Annotated in this window: 21 protein-coding genes; 13 read left to right on the top strand and 8 right to left on the bottom strand. The window is 69.9% G+C overall.

Translation table 11 applies throughout. The annotated features are described in order from the left end of the window. Positions 1-54: 54 nt before the first annotated feature. Together LWF15_RS05965 and LWF15_RS05960 are read left to right on the top strand one after the other, a co-directional pair. Complete coding sequence (locus LWF15_RS05965) at positions 55-906, top strand: helix-turn-helix domain-containing protein (protein ID WP_232809353.1); 852 nt, start codon at positions 55-57, stop codon at positions 904-906. A gap of 71 nt (positions 907-977) precedes the next feature. Further along, on the top strand, positions 978-1,394 hold the full coding sequence (locus tag LWF15_RS05960; protein ID WP_232809352.1) for a VOC family protein: 417 nt from the start codon (positions 978-980) through the stop codon (positions 1,392-1,394). A 7-nt stretch (positions 1,395-1,401) separates the two neighbouring features. Here LWF15_RS05960 and LWF15_RS05955 read toward each other — a convergent pair whose 3' ends face one another. Then, the gene (locus LWF15_RS05955) at positions 1,402-1,890 is read right to left on the bottom strand and encodes an Lrp/AsnC family transcriptional regulator (protein WP_232809351.1); all 489 of its coding nucleotides are present in this window, start codon (positions 1,888-1,890) and stop codon (positions 1,402-1,404) included. Positions 1,891-1,960: 70 nt separating this feature from the next. Here LWF15_RS05955 and LWF15_RS05950 point away from each other — a divergent pair, with 70 nt between their 5' ends. The 4 genes from LWF15_RS05950 to LWF15_RS05935 all read left to right on the top strand — a co-directional run bounded on the left by LWF15_RS05950 (position 1,961) and on the right by LWF15_RS05935 (position 5,653). Then, a complete protein-coding gene (locus tag LWF15_RS05950; protein WP_232809350.1) occupies positions 1,961-3,124 on the top strand; it encodes a DMT family transporter in 1,164 nt (387 codons plus the stop codon). A 56-nt stretch (positions 3,125-3,180) separates the two neighbouring features. Continuing rightward, positions 3,181-3,939, top strand: coding sequence for a Clp protease N-terminal domain-containing protein (locus LWF15_RS05945; RefSeq protein WP_232809349.1), 759 nt, complete (start codon positions 3,181-3,183; stop codon positions 3,937-3,939). Positions 3,940-4,383: 444 nt separating this feature from the next. After that, positions 4,384-5,205 carry an undecaprenyl-diphosphate phosphatase gene (locus LWF15_RS05940; RefSeq protein WP_232809348.1) on the top strand — a complete coding sequence of 274 codons (822 nt, stop codon included), beginning with the start codon at positions 4,384-4,386 and terminating at the stop codon, positions 5,203-5,205. 70 nt (positions 5,206-5,275) lie between these two features. Beyond that, entirely contained in the window at positions 5,276-5,653 is a 378-nt protein-coding gene (locus tag LWF15_RS05935) for a hypothetical protein (protein ID WP_232809347.1), read from the top strand. A 12-nt stretch (positions 5,654-5,665) separates the two neighbouring features. Here LWF15_RS05935 and LWF15_RS05930 read toward each other — a convergent pair whose 3' ends face one another. Both LWF15_RS05930 and LWF15_RS05925 read right to left on the bottom strand, forming a co-directional pair. Continuing rightward, on the bottom strand, positions 5,666-6,202 hold the full coding sequence (locus LWF15_RS05930; protein ID WP_232809346.1) for a DUF1990 family protein: 537 nt from the start codon (positions 6,200-6,202) through the stop codon (positions 5,666-5,668). A gap of 37 nt (positions 6,203-6,239) precedes the next feature. Then, positions 6,240-6,737: an AAA family ATPase gene (locus LWF15_RS05925; RefSeq protein WP_232809345.1), complete on the bottom strand. Its 498-nt coding sequence runs from the start codon at positions 6,735-6,737 to the stop codon at positions 6,240-6,242. A 193-nt stretch (positions 6,738-6,930) separates the two neighbouring features. Here LWF15_RS05925 and LWF15_RS05920 point away from each other — a divergent pair, with 193 nt between their 5' ends. Then, positions 6,931-7,134 carry a DNA-binding protein gene (locus LWF15_RS05920; protein ID WP_232809344.1) on the top strand — a complete coding sequence of 68 codons (204 nt, stop codon included), beginning with the start codon at positions 6,931-6,933 and terminating at the stop codon, positions 7,132-7,134. Next, a complete protein-coding gene (locus tag LWF15_RS05915) occupies positions 7,131-7,508 on the top strand; it encodes a type II toxin-antitoxin system death-on-curing family toxin (protein WP_232809343.1) in 378 nt (125 codons plus the stop codon). Before LWF15_RS05920 ends, LWF15_RS05915 begins: the two co-directional genes overlap by 4 nt. A gap of 42 nt (positions 7,509-7,550) precedes the next feature. On the opposite strand, the gene msrA is transcribed toward LWF15_RS05915, so the two are convergent. Further along, positions 7,551-8,240: a peptide-methionine (S)-S-oxide reductase MsrA gene (gene msrA, locus LWF15_RS05910; protein ID WP_232809342.1), complete on the bottom strand. Its 690-nt coding sequence runs from the start codon at positions 8,238-8,240 to the stop codon at positions 7,551-7,553. Between the two features lie 135 nt (positions 8,241-8,375). Between msrA and LWF15_RS05905 the strand changes: the two genes are divergently transcribed. The 3 genes from LWF15_RS05905 to LWF15_RS05895 all read left to right on the top strand — a co-directional run bounded on the left by LWF15_RS05905 (position 8,376) and on the right by LWF15_RS05895 (position 12,982). Continuing rightward, positions 8,376-9,620, top strand: a complete 1,245-nt coding sequence (locus tag LWF15_RS05905) for a cystathionine gamma-synthase (protein ID WP_232809341.1) — start codon at positions 8,376-8,378, stop codon at positions 9,618-9,620. A gap of 495 nt (positions 9,621-10,115) precedes the next feature. Further along, a complete protein-coding gene (locus tag LWF15_RS05900; protein ID WP_232809340.1) occupies positions 10,116-11,678 on the top strand; it encodes a glutamate mutase L in 1,563 nt (520 codons plus the stop codon). 65 nt (positions 11,679-11,743) lie between these two features. Beyond that, complete coding sequence (locus tag LWF15_RS05895; protein ID WP_232809491.1) at positions 11,744-12,982, top strand: AI-2E family transporter; 1,239 nt, start codon at positions 11,744-11,746, stop codon at positions 12,980-12,982. 2 nt (positions 12,983-12,984) lie between these two features. Here LWF15_RS05895 and LWF15_RS05890 read toward each other — a convergent pair whose 3' ends face one another. The 3 genes from LWF15_RS05890 to LWF15_RS05880 form a co-directional block, all read right to left on the bottom strand. After that, positions 12,985-14,787, bottom strand: a complete 1,803-nt coding sequence (locus LWF15_RS05890; RefSeq protein ID WP_232809339.1) for an N-acetylglutaminylglutamine amidotransferase — start codon at positions 14,785-14,787, stop codon at positions 12,985-12,987. A gap of 95 nt (positions 14,788-14,882) precedes the next feature. Then, positions 14,883-15,374 carry a transcription elongation factor GreA gene (gene greA / locus LWF15_RS05885; RefSeq protein WP_232809338.1) on the bottom strand — a complete coding sequence of 164 codons (492 nt, stop codon included), beginning with the start codon at positions 15,372-15,374 and terminating at the stop codon, positions 14,883-14,885. A gap of 134 nt (positions 15,375-15,508) precedes the next feature. Next, complete coding sequence (locus LWF15_RS05880) at positions 15,509-15,922, bottom strand: DUF4307 domain-containing protein (protein ID WP_232809337.1); 414 nt, start codon at positions 15,920-15,922, stop codon at positions 15,509-15,511. A 152-nt stretch (positions 15,923-16,074) separates the two neighbouring features. On the opposite strand from LWF15_RS05880, the gene mca reads away from it, so the two are divergent. Beyond that, a complete protein-coding gene (gene mca, locus LWF15_RS05875) occupies positions 16,075-16,959 on the top strand; it encodes a mycothiol conjugate amidase Mca (RefSeq protein WP_232809336.1) in 885 nt (294 codons plus the stop codon). 18 nt (positions 16,960-16,977) lie between these two features. After that, a complete protein-coding gene (locus LWF15_RS05870) occupies positions 16,978-17,220 on the top strand; it encodes a hypothetical protein (protein ID WP_232809335.1) in 243 nt (80 codons plus the stop codon). Here LWF15_RS05870 and LWF15_RS05865 read toward each other — a convergent pair. Beyond that, positions 17,217-17,987 (bottom strand): glycerophosphodiester phosphodiesterase, encoded by a 771-nt coding sequence (locus tag LWF15_RS05865; RefSeq protein ID WP_232809334.1) that lies wholly within the window; start codon positions 17,985-17,987, stop codon positions 17,217-17,219. The genes LWF15_RS05870 and LWF15_RS05865 overlap by 4 nt on opposite strands. Positions 17,988-17,989: the final 2 nt, after the last annotated feature.

Here is a 17,989-nt window from a genome sequence, read left to right as displayed (position 1 = left end):
TGGGCTTGAGGACGTTCGTGGGCACCGAGGCCGCTGAGCGGCCAGGATGGTCGGGTGGAGTTCGTCGACGAATTGCTGCACCGCGCTCCCGCTACCCCGCTGAAGACGTACATCCCCTGGTACTCCGGCTACCGTCAGCGCGGATCGGCGCCGGGCCGGCACCGCGGCCTGCCCTCGCCCTGGCTCACGCTGATCTTCACGCTCGACGAGCCCATGGTTGCGGCGGCGCTGCCGGAGGGACATCCCGGGGGTAGCTACGACACGTACCTCGGAGGACTGCACCGCACGCCAGCCCTGATCGTTCACCAGGGGGCACAGTCCGGCATCCAGGTGGCTCTCTCGCCGTTGGGTTGCCGCCGTCTGCTCGGCCTGCCCGGAGGTGAACTGGGGGGCGAGAACCTGACCGTGACCGATGTGCTCGGGCGGGACGGCGTCGAGGTGCACGAGCAGGTGCGGGCAGCATCGACCTGGCCCGGACGGTTCGGGGTGCTCGACCGATTCTTCCTCGAGCGTCTCGATCGCGGTGACAGTGGCCCGGCCGCCGAGGTGGTGCGGGCCTGGCAGTTGCTGCTGGCCTCGCACGGAGGTCTGGGGGTGGCCGACCTGGCCCGTCGGGTCGGCTGGAGTCCGCGCAATCTGGCCTATCGGTTCACCGCCGAGATCGGGCTCAGCCCGAAGGCGGCCGGCCGGGTGGCCCGGTTCGACGTCACCCGCCGACGGCTCGGCGACCCGGGCTCCGGGCCGGCCGGGCTGGCCCGGCTGGCGGCCGAGTGCGGGTATGCCGACCAGGCCCATCTGAGCCGGGAGTTCTCCGAGATGGCGGGCCTGCCCCCGCGCCGGTGGCTGGCCGAGGAGAGGCCCGGCGGGTCTCTCGATCTTCCTTCCGAAACGTTCAAGACCGGATGATGGCAGCTGCGGCACAGTGACAGTGCCGGTCCGAAGGGGAGGGGCTGGCTCAACCTGGATCGGGAGGAATCATGACCGAAACGCCCAGCCTGCCACCGCCCACCGTCTGGCCCACCTTCTCCGCTCGTGACGCCCGCGGCCTGATCGCCTTCCTGGTGCAGGCTTTCGGCTTCGAGGAGACGGCCGTGCACGGAGAGGGCGAGGTGGTGCAACACGCCGAGCTGAGCTGGCCGCACGGCGGGGGTGTGATGCTCGGGTCGGCCCGCGACGACGGTCGGCCGATCGTCCCGCCGGGGGCGTTCAGCTGCTACGTGGTGGTGCCGGAAGGGATCGAGCAACTGATCGAGCGGGCCCGGGCGGGCGGTGCCCGGATCACCACCGAATTGAGGCAGACCGACTACGGGTCAACCGATTTCGCCGCCGAGGACCCGGAGGGCAACAGCTGGTACTTCGGTACCTACCCGGGCGAACCGCGCACGGGGCGCTGAGTCGCGGTCACCCCCTGCGCCTCTGTCGGGCCGCCGTGCTCGGCAGAAGGGGCAGGGGGGTGGGCGGTTTCAGCTGTTTGAGCCGGAGATAGGTGACCACCCGGCCGCCGCCGTGCGTGGCGATCCGGGTCAGCGTGTGCTCCAGGTCCTCCACGTCCCGGGCGACCACGGTGAGCCAGTAGTCCATCTCACCGGCCACGGTGTCGGCCGCGATCACCTGGGGCAGCTCGCGCACCTCGCGCTCGAACCGCTCCGTGGCCCGGGCGTTGGCCGTGGTGACCGACATGAACACGGTGAGCGGGAAGCCGACCGCGGCCGCGTCGACCCGGGCGCTGATGATCCGGATGGCGCCGCTCTCCTTCAGCCGCCGCACCCGGTGCAGGGTGGCGGCGGGGGAGAGCCCGACCAGCTCGGCCAGCTCGAGGTTCGTCCGATCGGCGTCCTGCTGGAGCTGAGTGAGGAGTTTTACGTCAATTTCGTCAAGCTCGACGGCCATGGGGCCAAATAATAGTTGGCAACTCATCCGAGTGTCCGATTTATCGACGTGTGCAGCGCACGATGTCACCATGTTCTCCGCCCGTCCGCGTGCCTTCCTGGCCGATCGCCGCACCTCCGCCCTCGCCGCCCTGACCATCGCCGGTATCACCTGGGGCACCACCGTCCCGCTGAGCAAGGCCGCCTTCGAGGGTTTCGGCCCGGCCTGGCTCACGGTGTTCCGCTTCGCGGTCGCCGGTCTGGTGATCCTGGCCGTGGTCCGCCCGAACCTGCGCGCCGTCCGGCCTGCGCTGTGGTTCTACGGTGCGTTCGGGTACGGCGCCTGCGTGCTGCTGCAGAACATCGGCCTCGAGCGGACCAGCGTCACCCACGCCGCCCTGCTGCTGGGCTCGGTCCCGGTGATCGTGGCGGTGCTCGCCGTGGTCTTCAACGCCGCCAAGGTGGGGCCGGTCGCCTGGATCGGGTTCGCGCTCTCGCTGACCGGCATCGTGGTGGTGGCCGGGGCCGGCGGTGGTGACGCGACGCTGTTCGGCGACGTGATCGTGATGGGCTCGGTGCTGATCGGCGCGACCTTCACCATCGTCCAGGCCCGGCTGCTGCCCGGCCAGGACGTGGTCGCCGTGACCGCGGCCCAGTTCCTCGCCTCGGCCGTCGCGGTGCTGCCGTTCGCCCTGATCACCGAATCGGTCCCGGTGCCCGGTCAGGACGGGCTGAACGGCGCGGCGCTGCTCGCCGCCCTGGCGCTCGCGGTGCTCGGGACGGTGCTGCCGTTCACCCTGTTCGCCTACGGGCAGACCGGCGTCGAGCCGCACATCGCCGGGGTCTTCCTGAACCTCGAGACGCTGGTGGCCACCTCCATCGCCATCGTCGTCCTGGGCGAGCCGCTGGGTGGTGGGCAGATCGCGGGCGGTCTGGCGCTGCTGGCCGGCATCTACATCGGCACGGTCTACCAGTCGCGCACCACCCGGGACCCGGCGATCGCGGGTGCCTCCGGCACGCCTGCTCCGACCGTCGACCCGGCCACCCCGCAAACCGCACTCGACGGCCTTGCCGGCGCACCCTCGTCCATTGTTGGTGCCCTGGCCGTTGCCCCTCGGCGCCCGCAGGTGGCGCGTCCGGCTCCCGGGCTGCACCTGTTCCCCGATGCCCTCGGCCTGACCGGAACACTGCGCGACGAGGAACTCGACGAGCTGCTCGAGCGGGACGGCCAGCCCATGTTCACCCGCGCCGCCTGAGCCGATCGCGTCAACCAATAGTTGACGACCGTCTTGCGTCAACCTAGGGTTGACGTATGACGGAATCCAGCTCGACGACACGTAGCGTGCGCCTGGACGATCTCATCCAGGGCATCAAGAAGGCCCACGACAACCCGCTGGAGCAGCTCTCCGGTGCGGTCGTCGTCGGTGACTACCTCGGCGAGGTCGCCGACCATCTGATCGGCCACTTCGTCGACCAGGCCCGGCGCTCCGGCGCCTCCTGGACGGAGATCGGCACCAGCATCGGGGTCAGCAAGCAGGCCGCCCAGAAGCGGTTCGTGCCCAAGGCCGATGCTCAGCCGATCGACCTGAAGGACGGCTTCAGCCGCTTCACCCCGCGGGCCAGTTCGGTGGTGATGAAGGCGCACGACGCGGCGCTGGCGGCCGGCAACGACCTGACCCTGCCCGCCCACCTGTTGGTCGGCCTGGCGGCGGTGCCGGACACCTTGGCGCTCACGGTTCTCGCCCGGCAGGGGGTCACGGCCGAGCGACTCGCAGAGGTGGCCACTGCCGCGCTACCCGCACGAGTGGCCGATGCACCGGAGATGGTGCCCTACGACCCGGGCGCCAAGAAGGTGCTCGAGTTGACCATGCGCACCGCCCTGCGGCTCGCGCACAACTACGTCGGCACCGAGCACCTGCTGCTGGCGGTGCTGGAGTTCGAGAACGGGCAGGGCCTGCTCAGCGACCTGGGGGTGTCGCTCGACCGGGCCGAGGCCGACGTGCTGGCGGAACTGGAACTCCTGCACTCCGGCGCCGGAAAGCCGTCTCACGATCCGGCTGCCGAAGATTAGAACCTGATCACGATCCGGCTGCGATCAGGCACTGGGCGGAAACACCGGGCCCGGCGGGGGAGAAATGGACTGAACGGGTGAGTAGCGGCCGCTGCTCACCCGTTCGTCGGGTGAATACCGCCGAATTCCCTTACCTGGCGCGGTGATGGCGTGGCGGGCAGTTCCGTTCTGCCCCTGAACGGGGGTGCCCGGGAACTTTTGCCGCACCGGGGGTGTCGCCTGATGGTTACCGTCTGACGGGCGTTTTCGGGTAATGAGCAAGTTTGCCTAACGGTCCGTTAAGGCGTGTATGGTCGGCTGGCCACCGTCCCCGCGAGGAAAAACCTCTGCGCCCACACGGTGTGCGACCGAACATCGTCTCCGGCGACGCAGCCGGGGATCTCATGTGGCATCCCTGCACCGGCAGGCGCGGGTGCATGCCGGAACGAAGGGGTACAGAGCGCCGTGAGCTGGCTAGAGGTGATCGTCCTCGGTCTGGTGCAGGGCCTGACCGAGTTCCTCCCGGTCTCGTCGTCGGGGCACCTGAGGATCGTGTCCGAGGTGTTCTTCGACCGGGACGCGGGCGCGGCGTTCACCGCCGTCACCCAGCTGGGCACCGAGGCGGCCGTCCTGATCTACTTCGCCAAGGACATCTGGAAGCTCTTCATCACCTGGCTCGAGGGCTTCGTCAGCCCCTCGCTGCGGCAGACCTTCGAGTACAAGATGGCCTGGCTGGTCATCCTCGGCACCATCCCGATCGGCGTGCTGGGCCTGCTCTTCGAGGACGCGATCAAGGAGCCCGCCCGTAACCTCTGGCTGGTCTCCACCATGCTGGTCGTCTTCGGCATCTTCCTGGGACTGGCCGAGAGGTTCGGCCGCCAGGAACGCGACTTCCACGAGCTGACCGTGAAGGACGGCATCATCCTCGGCCTCGCCCAGGCGATGGCCCTGATCCCCGGCGTCTCGCGGTCGGGCGGCACGATCACCGCCGGCCTGGCCATCGGCCTCAAGCGCGTCGTGGTCGTGCGCTACTCGTTCCTGCTGGCGATCCCCGCCGTGGTGGCCTCCGGCCTGTTCACCCTGCCGGACGTGACCGCGGGCGACGGCCCCGGCGTGGCCCAGATGACGGTGGCCACGCTGGTCGCCTTCGTGGTCGGCTTCGCGATCATCGCCTGGCTGATGAAGTTCGTGGAGCGGCACAGCGTCTACGTGTTCGTGGCCTACCGGATCGTGCTCGGCCTGGTCATGCTCGGCGCGCTGAGCATGGGCTGGGTCTCGGCCACCTGATCCTCACTGGTCAGAAGAAAGGGCTGTCCGGCTACGGCTGGACAGCCCTTTCCTTCGTAAGGTGATCGGTATGTTCCGATTCGGCTGGTCGGTGGTGCTGGGGACGTGCGTTCTGCTGGGGGCCTGCGGCGGGGGTGAGCCGTCGATCGCGCTGCCTGACCGGGCCGAGCCCGGCGTGCAACGGGAAGAGGCCCGGATCGCCACGCTGCTGGCCGTCGACCCCCAGGCTTCTTGCGCTGTGCGCCTGCTGCGAGAAGTGGGTACGGCCGACTACGTCTGGGCCGACTGTCAGGCCGGCGACTCGGGCTACTCCACCCCGGTCAAGGTCGATGGGGAAACGGTCACCTTCCCTCAGGACGGTTCGTACTATGGGCCTTCGATCCGGAGCATGTTTCCCGCTGACATTGCCGAGGCCGTGCTGGCCGACGGGGACCGCTACCACCCGTAAGCCGAGGGTGCCTTAATCGTTCACCAGTGAGTGACCGGCCCGGAGGTACTTTTCCGTGGCCTGCCCCTGAACGAAATTAGCCAGGAAAGGCACCAGGCGGCTGCCCCAGAACACGTGTCGACTCACCGCGCTCACTTCGAATCGCGCACCTCTCTCGTCGCGCACAAAGGCGAAGCGTTCCGTCCCGGCCTCGGGATGACCGGGCAAGGCGGTATAGCTGAACGCCACGAGCTGTTCGGTCTGCACCGCCTCGATGACCCGGCACGGCGCCACCGCCCAGGCCGGGCCCATTCGCATTCCGAGCACCACGGTTGCCCCCGGCTGGGCCGGCCCGCTCGCCAGCGTGCGCAGCCCGGCCAGGCGGTGAACCTCCCAGTTGAGCAGGGCGCTGCCGCACTCGGTGATGGAGGCCCGGTCGGGGAGCTGGACGGTGCGATCCAGGCGATGAGCGTTGTGCGGCGGGTGTTTCAGCCAGTCGACGGGCTCATTGGGGACGGTCTGCTCGGCCTTGGCAAGGGCCTGGGGAAGGTTGGGCCGGAGGGTGAACATGGGCTCTGACCTCCATCGCGAACGTGTCTGGCCGAGCCTAGGCGTCTCTCACGGTGACCAGTTCCTCGCCCTCCCCTTCGCAGGGTTCCGACGTCCTGATCATCCAGTCCAGCGTCTCGACCGTCATGATGCCGGAGCTTTCCTGAGCATTTCGGAGCGAGAGTCGCCGCAACAGTTCTGAGCGCTCGACCTGGAAGTACAGCAGACGCCACTGACCACCCGACTCGGTCACCAGTTTCTTGTAGTCGTCCCGGTCGCTGCGCAGACCCAGGCCGTGGTCCAGGACCACAGACCGCCCGGCCAGCACCAGTCGCGCGAGTTGCTTCCGGACCTCGGCCAGGATCGGTGCTTCGCGAGCGGGCTGCTCGTGCCCGGGGTAGTCCTTGCCCGGCCTGCCGTGCTGCGCCTGCACGAGCTCGTCCACGCACAGGCGAGTCACTCCGGTTCGCTCCAGGCCGCGGGCGTAGGTCGACTTACCGGAACCGGGGAGGCCGCTCAGGAGGTAGACGACGGGTGTGGCCGCTGAGGGAGACATCGACCCATTATTCGGTTCACGTTGCTACTGGCGGATTGATGCCCTGCGCCCCCTGGAAGGCTGGGCACTGTGATCAGACCTGGTCGGGGCAGTAGTCGTTCGGGTTCTTGTAGAGGTACTGCTGGTGGTAGTCCTCGCACTCGACGGGTAATTGAAGCGGAGCGAGTGGTATCAGGTTGGTATCATGTCAGGCATGGCAATGACCCTGCGTCTTGATGATGTGCAGTCCGAGGCCCTTCGGCGCCGGGCCGAGCGAGAGGGCCGGAGCATGCAGCAGGTGGCTCAGGCCGCGATCAGCGATTACCTGCTCCGGGCCGATGACGACGCGCAGACCGAAGAGCTTGCGGCTGCGGGAGCCACGAAGTTCGCCGATCTCCTGCGCCGTCTCGGCGAATGATCCGCTACCTGAGCGTCGAGCAGGCCCTGCTGATCTCCCGGTACGCCGTCGGCGGGCCGGTCCAGGTGCGGGACATCGGTCTGCTGGACGCTGCCGTGAACCGGCCCCGAGCCGGGATGTTCGGGCAGGAGGCTTATCCGGACCTGCTGACCAAGGCGGCGGCGCTCCTGCACTCCTTGGTGTCCAACCATCCACTGGTCGACGGCAACAAACGACTGGCGTGGCTGGGAACCTACGTGTTCTGTGCCAAGAACGGTGTGGAGCTCGCGCCGGCCGATGACGATGCTTTTGACCTGGTGATGGCCATTGCTTCCGGCGAACTCGACGATCTGGCGGTTATTGCCGGTCGGCTCAAGAGTTTCGTAGCCACCTGACCCGTAGCCGTGCCCGCTTCGTGGCGGGCACGGCCTGGATGACTACTCGGCCTTCACTCCCGTGCCGTAGAGCACGCCCACGCCGATCGGGCAGGTGACGCCGGTGCCGTGGTCGGGGCAGTAGCCGTTCGGGTTCTTCTTCAGGTACTGCTGGTGGTAGTCCTCGGCGTACCAGAAGGTGCCTGCGTCGGTCGCCGGCCGGGACTCGGTGGTGATGTGGCCGAAGCCGGCCTTGTCCAGGGCGGCCTGGTAGGCCTTCTGGCTGGCCTGGTAGGCCTCACGCTGCTCGTCGGTGGTCCAGTAGAACGCCGAGCGGTACTGCGTGCCCAGGTCGTTGCCCTGGCGGTAGCCCTGGGTCGGGTCGTGCGACTCCCAGAACGTCTTGAGCAGCGTGTCCAGGCTGAGCTTGGCCGGGTCGTAGGCGACCAGCACGGCCTCGGTGTGGCCGGTGAGGCTGCTGCAGGTCTCCTCGTAGGTCGGGTTCGGGGTGTAACCACCCATGTAGCCGACGGCGGTGGTGACCACGCCCGGCGTCTGCCAGAACGTCTTCTCGGCACCCCAGAAGCAGCCCATGGCCAGGTAGACCACCTGCGTGCCCTCGGGCCACGGGCCCTCCAGCGGGGTGCCCAGAACGGCGTGGCGGGCCGGCACGGTGAACGGCCGGCTCTCCCGGCCGGGCAGCGCCTTCTCCCGCTCGACCATCGTGCTCTTCGACCTGCTGCCGAAAATCATTCTGACCTCCTGATGCTTCGGGCGGAACGATCGGTCCCGCGCCATCGATCACAACCAAGTCTGGCCCCCGTCCGTTCCCGCTGCCGGGGGCGGGCTCGGGCAGATTTGTCGGCGCTCGGTAGTAGCTTGGGGCCTGTGAACGAGCCGACTCGCAATTCCGGAAGTCCCCGCTGGTCAGAGGCCGGGTTCTCGACCCGGGCGATCCACGTCGGGTCCGAGGCCGATCCGGCCACCGGCGCGGTGGTCACCCCGATCTACCAGACCTCCACCTACGCGCAGGACGGTGTGGGCGGTCTCCGGCAGGGGCTGGGGGTGGGTTACGAGTACTCGCGCTCGGGCAACCCCACCCGCACCGCCCTCGAAGACTGCCTGGCAGCGCTCGAGGCGCCGGACGGGTCGGCCCGTGGTTTCGCCTTCGCGTCCGGCCTGGCCGCCGAGGATGCTGTGCTCCGCTCGCTGCTGCGCCCGGGTGATCACATCGTCATCCCGGACGACGCCTACGGCGGCACCTACCGCCTGGTGGCGCGGGTCGCCGAGCCCTGGGGGGTCCGGCACACGCCCGCCGCGCTGACCGATGTGGACGCGGTACGCGCCGCGATCGAGCCCGGCAAGACCCGCCTGGTCTGGGTCGAGACCCCGACCAACCCGCTGCTCTCGGTGGCCGACATCGAGGCCCTGGCCGAGGTGGCGCACCAGGCCGGTGCCCTGCTGGTCGTCGACAACACCTTCGCCACGCCCTACCTGCAGCAGCCGCTGAGCCTGGGCGCCGACATCGTCGTGCACTCCACCACGAAGTACTGCGGCGGCCACTCCGACGTGGTCGGCGGGGCGGCCATCGTGTCCGACCGCGCCCTCGCGCCGTGGATGGGCGGCATCTCGGGCCTGGGTGAAAGTGCGGTCGAGCGCATCGGTTTCAACCAGAACTCGATGGGCGCGGTGTCCGGCCCGTTCGACTCGTGGCTGGTCCAGCGCGGCCTGAAAACCCTGGCCGTCCGGATGGAACGGCACTGCGACAACGCCGAGAAGATCGTCGAGATGCTCACCCGGCACCCCAAGGTCACCCGCGTGCTCTACCCCGCGCTCGGCGACCACCCCGGGCACAAGGCCGCGGTGGAGCAGATGCGGCGGTTCGGCGGCATGGTGTCGTTCCAGGTCGCGGGCGGGAAAGAGGCGGCGCTCGAGGTCTGCCGCAAGGCGCAGGTGTTCACCCTGGCCGAGTCGCTGGGCGGGGTCGAGTCGCTGATCGAGCACCCGGGCCAGATGACCCACGCCTCGGTCGCCGGATCGGCGCTCGAGGTGCCGGACGACCTGGTGCGGGTCTCGGTGGGCCTGGAAGACGCCTCCGACCTGGTCGCGGACCTGGAGCAGGCGCTGGGCTGACCAGCTGCTTCTGAACGACGGGTGACCGGCGGGTGAGCAGGTGGCCTGCCGGGCACTCAATGTTGGTGGTCGGCAGGCGGTGAGTGGCCCTGTCAGGCACCTGGTGCCGGTGGCTGGCTGGCGGGCGGGTTGGTGGCCTGTCGGGCATGTGTTGCCGGTGGCCGCTGGGCGCGTGAGTGGCTTGTCGGGCACCTGGTGCCGGTGGCTGGCTGACGGGCGGGTGAGTGGCCCGTCGGGTACCAGGCCCGGTGGTCGGTGTGTGGTTGCGTGGCCTGCTGGCTGTTGACGTCGGCAGGCAGGCGGCTTGTCGCGCATTTGGCGTGGCAGTCGGCGGGTAGGTCATGGCCTGTCGGGTGCCAGGCGTGGGCGCCGGCGGGTGGGTCAGTGGCCTGTCGGGCACCAGGCGTGGGCGGCCGGTGAGCGGGTGAGTGTTCGCGAGGCACTTGGTGTCGGCGGTCAGCGGGTGAGCGCTTTGGGCCCGCAACGGTGCGGGGGGTGACGGTGCGGGAACTGGTCTTGTGCGTGGACGTCGGGTCGACGTTCACCAAGGGTGTGCTGGTCGACGTGGTCTCGGGAGAGGTGCTCGGCACGGGCCAGCACCCGACCACGTTGCCCGATGTCGTGGTCGGGATCGCGGCGGTGCGGGACGCCATCGCCCGGGCACTGATCGGTGCGGCGGCCAAGGCTGATCGGGGTCTTGGCGAGGGCCAGGTCGCCGATGGTGTCCGGGTGGCCGGGATTGGTGCGGCCGAGGTCGAGGCGGCCGAGATCGTGGCCTGTTCCAGCGCCGGCGGCGGTCTGCGGTTGGCCGTGGTCGGGCACGAGCGGCTGGTCACGGCCGAGGCGGGGCAGCGGGTGGCGCTCTCGGCGGGGGGCCGGGTGGTGCATCTCAGTTCCGGTCCTCTGGATGCTGCTGCCGTCGAGTCGCTGCGCGCGGCCCGGCCCGACCTGATCCTTCTCACCGGCGGCACCGACGGGGGCAACGCCGATGTGGTCGTGCACAACGCTCGGCGCCTCGGAATTGCCCGGCTGCCCGTTCCGGTCGTTCTCGCCTGCAACCGCGATGCCGCCGACGCCGCTGCGCACGAGCTGCGTCGGCGGGGTCGCACCGTCACGATCGCCGGCAACGTGCTGCCCCGGATCGGCACTCTTGAGCCCGGTCCGGCCCGGGAGGCGATCCGGCAGGCGTTCCTGCGGCATGTCATCGGCGGTAAGGGTCTGTCCCGCAAGGGCTCTCGAATCAATGGACGTTCGTTCGCCCAGTTGGTGAGCGCACCGACACCAGACGCGGTGCTCACCGGGGTGGAGGTGCTCGCGGGTGGGCGGGGGCTGCTGATGGTCGACGTGGGCGGGGCCACCACGGATGTGTACTCGGTGGTGCCGGCGGAGGAGGCGGGCGAGCGTCCTGAGACCGGGGCCGGGCAGTGGGCGGCGGGGGACTGGTTCTCGGCGCGCACGGTCGAGGGGGATCTGGGGGTCCGGTCGGGGGCGGTCGGGGTGGTGGAGGCAGCGCTGGCCGAAGGGCTGATCGAGCTGGAACAGGCCCAAGAATTGCGGCAGTACGCACTTGGTCTGGTCGAGGAGGCCCCGGCTCCGAGCTCGTCCGGGCAGCCAGGAGACGGGGTTCAAGTCTGGGAAAGCCCAGGTCAGGTGGGGCAGTCCGGTCGCGGTGACAGTGATCAGCAGTCAGGCAGCCTGGGGCGGGGCGACCAGGCGCTCGACCGGCAACTGGCCCAGCTGGCTGTCCTCATCGCCGTCCGCCGCCACGGGCGACCCACGCGCCCCGGTAGTCCCCCTCGCCCTCTGCGTCGGATCGGTCTGGTCGTGGGCAGCGGGGGAGTTCTTCGTCACGCCGATACCAAGGGGCGCACCGACGTCCTCAAACCGCTCTTCGCCGACCACGCCGGTGGGTGGGCCGTGCCCGAAAAGGCCACCGCAGCGGTCGATGTGCGCTACACGCTCTTCGCCGCCGGACTTCTGCACGACCGGCTGAGCCCCGAAGCAGCCCGGCGCCTCGCCTCGGCGGGACTGCACCCCGGCCCGGAACACCCTGGGTGAAGCGGACGACACGGCGGGGTCGCCGCGCCGATCACGGCACACCGGGCAGTATGGGATGGGTGAGCATGGAGCAGGACGACCCGACCCGGGTGCGCCCCGACGAACTACCGCACGGGCTGCGGGTCAGTGCCGCCTGGGCCTGGCGGGTGCTGCTGATCGCGGGCACGATCTATCTGCTCTGGCGGATCTTCAACCAGTACCAGGTGCTGTTCGTGCCGCTGCTGGTCGCGCTCATGCTCTCGGCGCTGCTCAAGCCCGTCCACCGCGCGCTGGCCCGTTCCGAGACCAAGATTGGGTTGCCCAACGCCGCCGCTGCGCTGCTGACCGTGGTGCTCACCCTGGTGTTCGTCGCCGGGCTGGTGGCGCTGATCGGGCAGCAGGCAGTCAGCGGCTTCGACAATCTGCGGGACGACGCCGCCGACGGCATCACCGAACTGCAGCAGCAGCTGGCCAACAGCCCGCTGAACCTGACCAACGACCAGCTCGACGAGTACGTAGCCAGCATCCAGGACAGCATCCGCGGCGGCAGTGGTGGCAGCGAGATCGTCTCCGGCGCGCTGGAGGTCACCAACACCGCCGGGCACGTGCTCACCGGCATCTTCATCGTGCTCTTCGCGACCTACTTCTTCCTGTCCGGCGGCGACCGGATGTGGGCCTGGGTGGTCAGCCTGTTCCCGGCCGCCACCCGCGAAAAGGTCCGCGGCTCCGGCGTTCGGGCCTGGGCCACGCTCACCGCCTACGTCCGGGCCACCGTGATCGTGGCGATCGTGGACGGCGTCGGGGTGGGCATCGGGGCCGCGCTGCTCGGGGTGCCGCTCGCCTTCCCGCTGGGCATGGTCGTGTTCTTCGGCGCCTTCGTGCCGATCGTCGGCGCGCTGGTCTCCGGGGCCGCCGCGGTGCTCGTCGCCCTGGTCGCCGGCGGGTTCTGGGACGCGGTGATCATGCTGGCCATCGTGATCGGGGTGCAGCAGCTGGAGGCCCACGTCCTGCAGCCGTTCCTGCTCGGCCGGGCGGTGCGGGTGCATCCGCTGGCGGTGATCATGGCGATCGCCGCCGGGGTGCTGCTGGCCGGCATCGTCGGGGCGCTCTTCGCCGTGCCGCTGGTGGCCGTGGTGAACGTGATCGGCGAGTACCTGGCCGGGCGGGATCCGGACGACGACCACCTGCAACCCAGTGAGGAACAGATGGGGCCGCTGGCCGACGAGTCACGCGACAGCGACGACGAGACGGTGACCGAAGGCCTCGTCGGGCCGGAGACCCCGGAAGAGAACAGCGCCTCGCAGGGCACCGTGCGGGGGGAGTGAAGCTAGGCCGAGATGCCGCGGGCCTGCAGCCACATCTCCAGAGAAGCCAGCTGCCACAGCTTGTTCCCGTTCAGCGGGGTGACGGCGGCGTTGGGGTCACGCAGCAGCTCGCTCACATACTCCCGCCGGAACAACCCCCGCCGTCGCGCCTCCGGCGACTCCAGCGTGTCCCTGACCCTCTCGGCCAGCTTCCCCTGCAGCCGAACCAGCGCCGGCACCGGGAAATACCCCTTGGGCCGGTCGATCACCGCCCTCGGTAGTAACCCCCGCGCGGCCTGCTTCAGCACCCCCTTGCCACCCCCGGCCAGCTTGTAAGGCACTGGGCAGGCCGCCGCCAGCTCCACGAACTCGTGATCCAGAAACGGCATCCGCGCCTCCAGACCGTGGGCCATCGTCATCGAGTCCACCCGCTTCACCGGGTCGTCCACCAGCATCACCGTGGTGTCCATCCGCATCGCCGCATCGGCCGCGGTCTGCGCCCCGGGCCGGTCGAAGTGCGTGCTCAGCCAGGCCCGCGCCGGATCCAGCCCGCGCAGGAACGGATCGGCGTCGCGCACCAGCAGATCGGGCGAGATCACCGCCGCCAGCTCGGCGCTCGGGCGGTCGAGGAACACCCGGTCGTACGTGGCCAGCGCCGCACCCCGGCCGACCTGGGCGAACGGCGGGTACCAGTGATACCCGCCGAGCACCTCGTCGGCTCCCTGACCGGTCTGCACCACCGGGCAGTGCGCCGCCACCACCTGGCTGAGCAGGTAGAAGGCCACGCAGTCGTGGCTGATCATCGGCTCCGGCATCGCCGCGATGCAGGCCTCGACCGGCTGCACCAGATCCACCTCACCCACCCGGATGCGCTGGTGGTCGGTGCCGTAGGCCTCGGCCACCAGGTCGGAGTAACGGAACTCGTCGCCGAGCCGGCCCTCGAAACCGATCGAGAACGTGCGCAGCCGCTCGCCCCCGGCCGTGGCCAGCAGAGCCACCACCAGGCTGGAGTCGAGCCCGCCGGACAGCAGCACCCCGACCTCGACGTCGGCCACCGTACGGCGCCGCACCGCGGTGCCCAGCGCCTCGAGCAGAGCTTGCTGCCAATCCCTCTGGGACCAGGCCGCATGCTCCGGTCGGCGGCTGAAATCCGGCTGCCAGTACACGTGATCGGTGCTCGAGCCGTCGGCCGAGAACACCCGCACCGTGGCCGGGGGCAGCTTGCGGACCCCGGCCAGAATGGTCCGCGGGGCGGGCACCACGCTGTGGAAGCTCAGGTAGTGCGCCAGCGCCACCGGGTCGATCGAGGTGTCCACGTCGCCGGCCGCCAGCAGTGCGGGCAGGGTGCTGGCCAGCCGTAGTCCGCCCGGGAAAGGCGCCAGATAGAGCGGTTTCACGCCGAGCCGGTCGCGGGCCAGGACCACCTGGCCGCTGTCTCTCTCCACGATCACCACGGCGAACGTGCCGATCAGCCGTTGCGCGAAGCCGGTGCCCCACTGCGCGTACGCCTTGAGCACCACCTCGGTGTCGCCGTCGGAGAAGAACCGGTGACCGGCCGCGGCCAGTTCGGTGCGCAGCTCGCGGTAGTTGTAGATGCACCCGTTGAGGACGCCGGTCAGGCCGGCCGCCGGATCGACCATGGGCTGGGCGCTGGCGTCGGAGAGGTCGATCAGCCGCAGCCGGCGGTGCCCCAGGGCCACCCGCCCGTGCGACCACAGGCCGGTGTCGTCCGGGCCCCGGTCGGCCATGGTCGACGTCATCCGGTCCACCGTGGGCACGTCGGCCCGGGCCCCGTCGAACCGCACCTCACCGGCGAGCCCGCACATGGGTCAGATCATCCCAGGCTGCGCAGGGCGCCCAAAACCGGGCGGCCGGTCACCCGGGTTGCGGGGACCGGCCGCCAGAGACCGAGGACGGCCGCTCAGCCGGTGAAGGGCTTGGCCTCGAGGATGCGCACCTTGATCTCACGCCCGTTCGGCGCGGTGTACGACGTGGTCTCGCCCACCTTGTGGTTCACGATGGCGGCCCCCAGCGGGCTCTTCTCGCTGTAGACCTCGAGGTCGGTGTCACCGGCCACCTCGCGGCTGCCGAGCAGGAACGTCATCTCCTCGCCGGCCAGGTCGATCGTGACCACGCTGCCGGAGGCCACCTCGCCGTCGTTCGCCAGGGCCTCGCCGACCTGCGCGGTCTCCAGCAGCTGACGCAGCTGACGGATGCGGGCCTCCTGCTTGCCCTGCTCGTCCTTCGCCGCGTGGTAGCCGCCGTTCTCCTTCAGGTCACCCTCGGCGCGGGCGGCCTCGATCTTCTTGGCGATCTCGACCCGGCCCTCGCCCGAGAGGTACTCGAACTCCTTCTTCAACCGGTCATAGGCGTCTTGGGTCAGCCATGCGACGGCAGCACCGGTCTCGCTCACGGGGCATCTCCTTCTGTGGTCGCATTGAGGCCGCTCTTTTTCGGCGGCGACGGCGTCCGGACGAAACCTTGAGCTTAACAAGAAAGCCCGGATTGCAGGTGCAGGGTGCAACGGAGAACCGACGGAGCGGGTTCCTACCGGGCGACGCATCCCCGGACCAGGCCGGTGGTGGCCTCTTCGCTGGTGGGGACGGTCACCGTCATCCGGGCGCGGTGGTCGGCCCCGCCCTCGACCGTGACGTCGCGCAGCCCCACCTCGGTGCTGACCGCGTTCAGCGCGTGCACGGTGCAGACCGCGCCGGTGGCTCCGGCGTGCAGCTGGACGTCGAAGGTGATCACCACCTCGGAGGCCGAGCGCACCGAGAAGCTGTGGTCCTGCCAGGTGATCTTCGACCGGTCGATCACGGTGACCCAGAAGGTGAAGGCGAGGGCGACCAGGGCCGCGGCGGCCCCGAGACCGATCAGCAGCCGGCGGTTCGGCGGGCGCCGCTCCCCGTAGCGCTCGGCCAGGTGGGAGTCGTCGGCCGGGGTCTGGGCTGGCGTGGTCACGTACTTCCCTCTGCCTGGGGCGGTGGTCCGGGAATGCCCGGGCGTCCGACATGATTGTCCACTCAGATGGGGTCGTGCGCGCCAGTGGGGGAGACCGGTGGCGCCCGGCCGGTCCATCCTCACCCGAATTCTCACCTCAGGAGGACCCCGGCATGGCCGAGCAGCTCAGGCTCATGGCGGTGCACGCGCATCCCGACGACGAGTCCAGCAAGGGGGCGGCCACCCTCGCCCGGTACGTGGACGAGGGCGTGGACGTCCTGGTGGTCAGCTGCACCGGTGGTGAACGCGGCGACGTGCTGAACCCGAAGCTGCAGGGTGACCCCGAGGTCGAGCGCGACCTGCCGGAGCTGCGCCGCAAGGAGATGGCCAACGCGGCCGCCGCCCTGGGGGTGCGCCACCACTGGCTGGGCTTCGTCGACTCCGGTCTGCCCGAGGGCGACCCGCTGCCGCCGCTGCCGGAGGGCTGCTTCGCCCTGCAGCCGCTGGAGGTGGCCTCGGCGCCGCTGGTGCGCCTGGTGCGCGAGTTCCGCCCGCACGTGATCACCACGTACAACGAGCTCGGCGGCTACCCGCACCCCGACCACATCATGACCCACAAGGTCTCGGTCGAGGCGTTCGAGTCGGCCGGCGACCCGACGCGCTACCCCGACAGCGGTGAGCCGTGGACCCCGCTCAAGCTCTACTACGACGTGGGGTTCTCCTACGGCCGGATGATGGCGTTCCACGAGGCCCTGCTGGCGCAGGGCAAGGAGTCGCCGTTCGCCGAGTGGCTGAAGGCCCGCGACGAGGGCAACCGCCCGCCGGACCGCAAGATCACCACGCAGGTCAACATCGTCGGCTGGATGGAGCGGCGGGACCAGGCGCTGCGCTCGCACGCCACCCAGATCGATCCGGACGGCTGGTTCTTCGCGATCCCGAACGACGTGCAGGCCGAGGTGTGGCCGACCGACGACTTCGAGCTGGCGCGTAGTCTGGTGGAGTCGGAACTGCCGGAGGACGACCTGTTCGCCGGCATCCGCGACCGGGCCAAAGTCTGACGAACTGGGTGTGATGCAGTGATTTCCGCCGTGCTGATGGCCGCCTCGACCGAGCCCGACGCCGTTCGGGTGCCCGATCCGGACATCGTCTCGCCGGGTTTCGCCGGGTTCCTCACCGTCTTCGTGCTCGCCTGCGTCACCGTGCTGCTGATCCGCAGCATGACCGGGCACATGCGCAAGGCCAAGTTCCTGGCCGACGAGCGCGACCGGGCCGAGCAGGCGGCGGGTCAGGAGACCCAGGCCGGGAGCCAGGGCAGCTAGGAAGCCAGGCTCCGGGCCAGGGCCAGACCGCCGGGCACGTCGTCGACGACCAGCGCGTCCACCCCGGCCGCGGCCAGCTCGGCGGCCGGTCCCATCACCGGCGACCAGGCCAGCACCTCCAGTCCGGCCCGGTGCGCGACGTCGATCGCGTACTCGGCCGGGCGGTGGTGCGGCGCCGAGTCGGTGCCGTTGGGGCCGAACGACTTCCAGTGCGCGGAGAGCACCTCCACGCCCAGCCGGGCGGCGGCCGGCACGGCCTTGCGGATCGGGAACGAGATCCAGGTGATCAGCCCGCGCGGCACCCCGGGCATCTCCTGCCCGACGAACAGCAGCGAGGCCGGGTCGAAAGAGGTCACCAGCAGAGGACGATCGCGCTCGGCTTCGAGAGTCGGCAGCAGCAGGGCGGTGGTGTCCTCGGACGGCGGCAGCAGCGCGTCCTCCAGCGCCGTCTTCACGTCGAAGATGATCCCGACCTCGGGTGTCAGCACCTCGAGCAGGTCCGGCAGGGCCAGCAGCCCGGCCCGAAGGGCCTGCTCGGTGCTCAGGTCGGAGACGAAACGCCCGTCCTCAGGCCCGACGCTGGGCCAGTGGTGCACGAACAGCCCGCCGTCCCGGGTGCGCCGGACATCCACCTCCAGCCAGGGCACCCCGTGCCGCAACGCCTCCTGGAAAGCTGGAAGCGAGTTCTCCGGCCAGCCGGCCACGTTCTTGCCGAAACCCCGGTGCGAGGCGATGGCCAGGCCGGGTCCGAAAACCTTGTCAGACACGC

It is taken from the genome of Kineosporia rhizophila, from assembly GCF_021277265.1.
Taxonomy (GTDB): domain Bacteria; phylum Actinomycetota; class Actinomycetes; order Actinomycetales; family Kineosporiaceae; genus Kineosporia; species Kineosporia rhizophila.
This window is presented reverse-complemented; position numbering and strand designations above follow the sequence as displayed.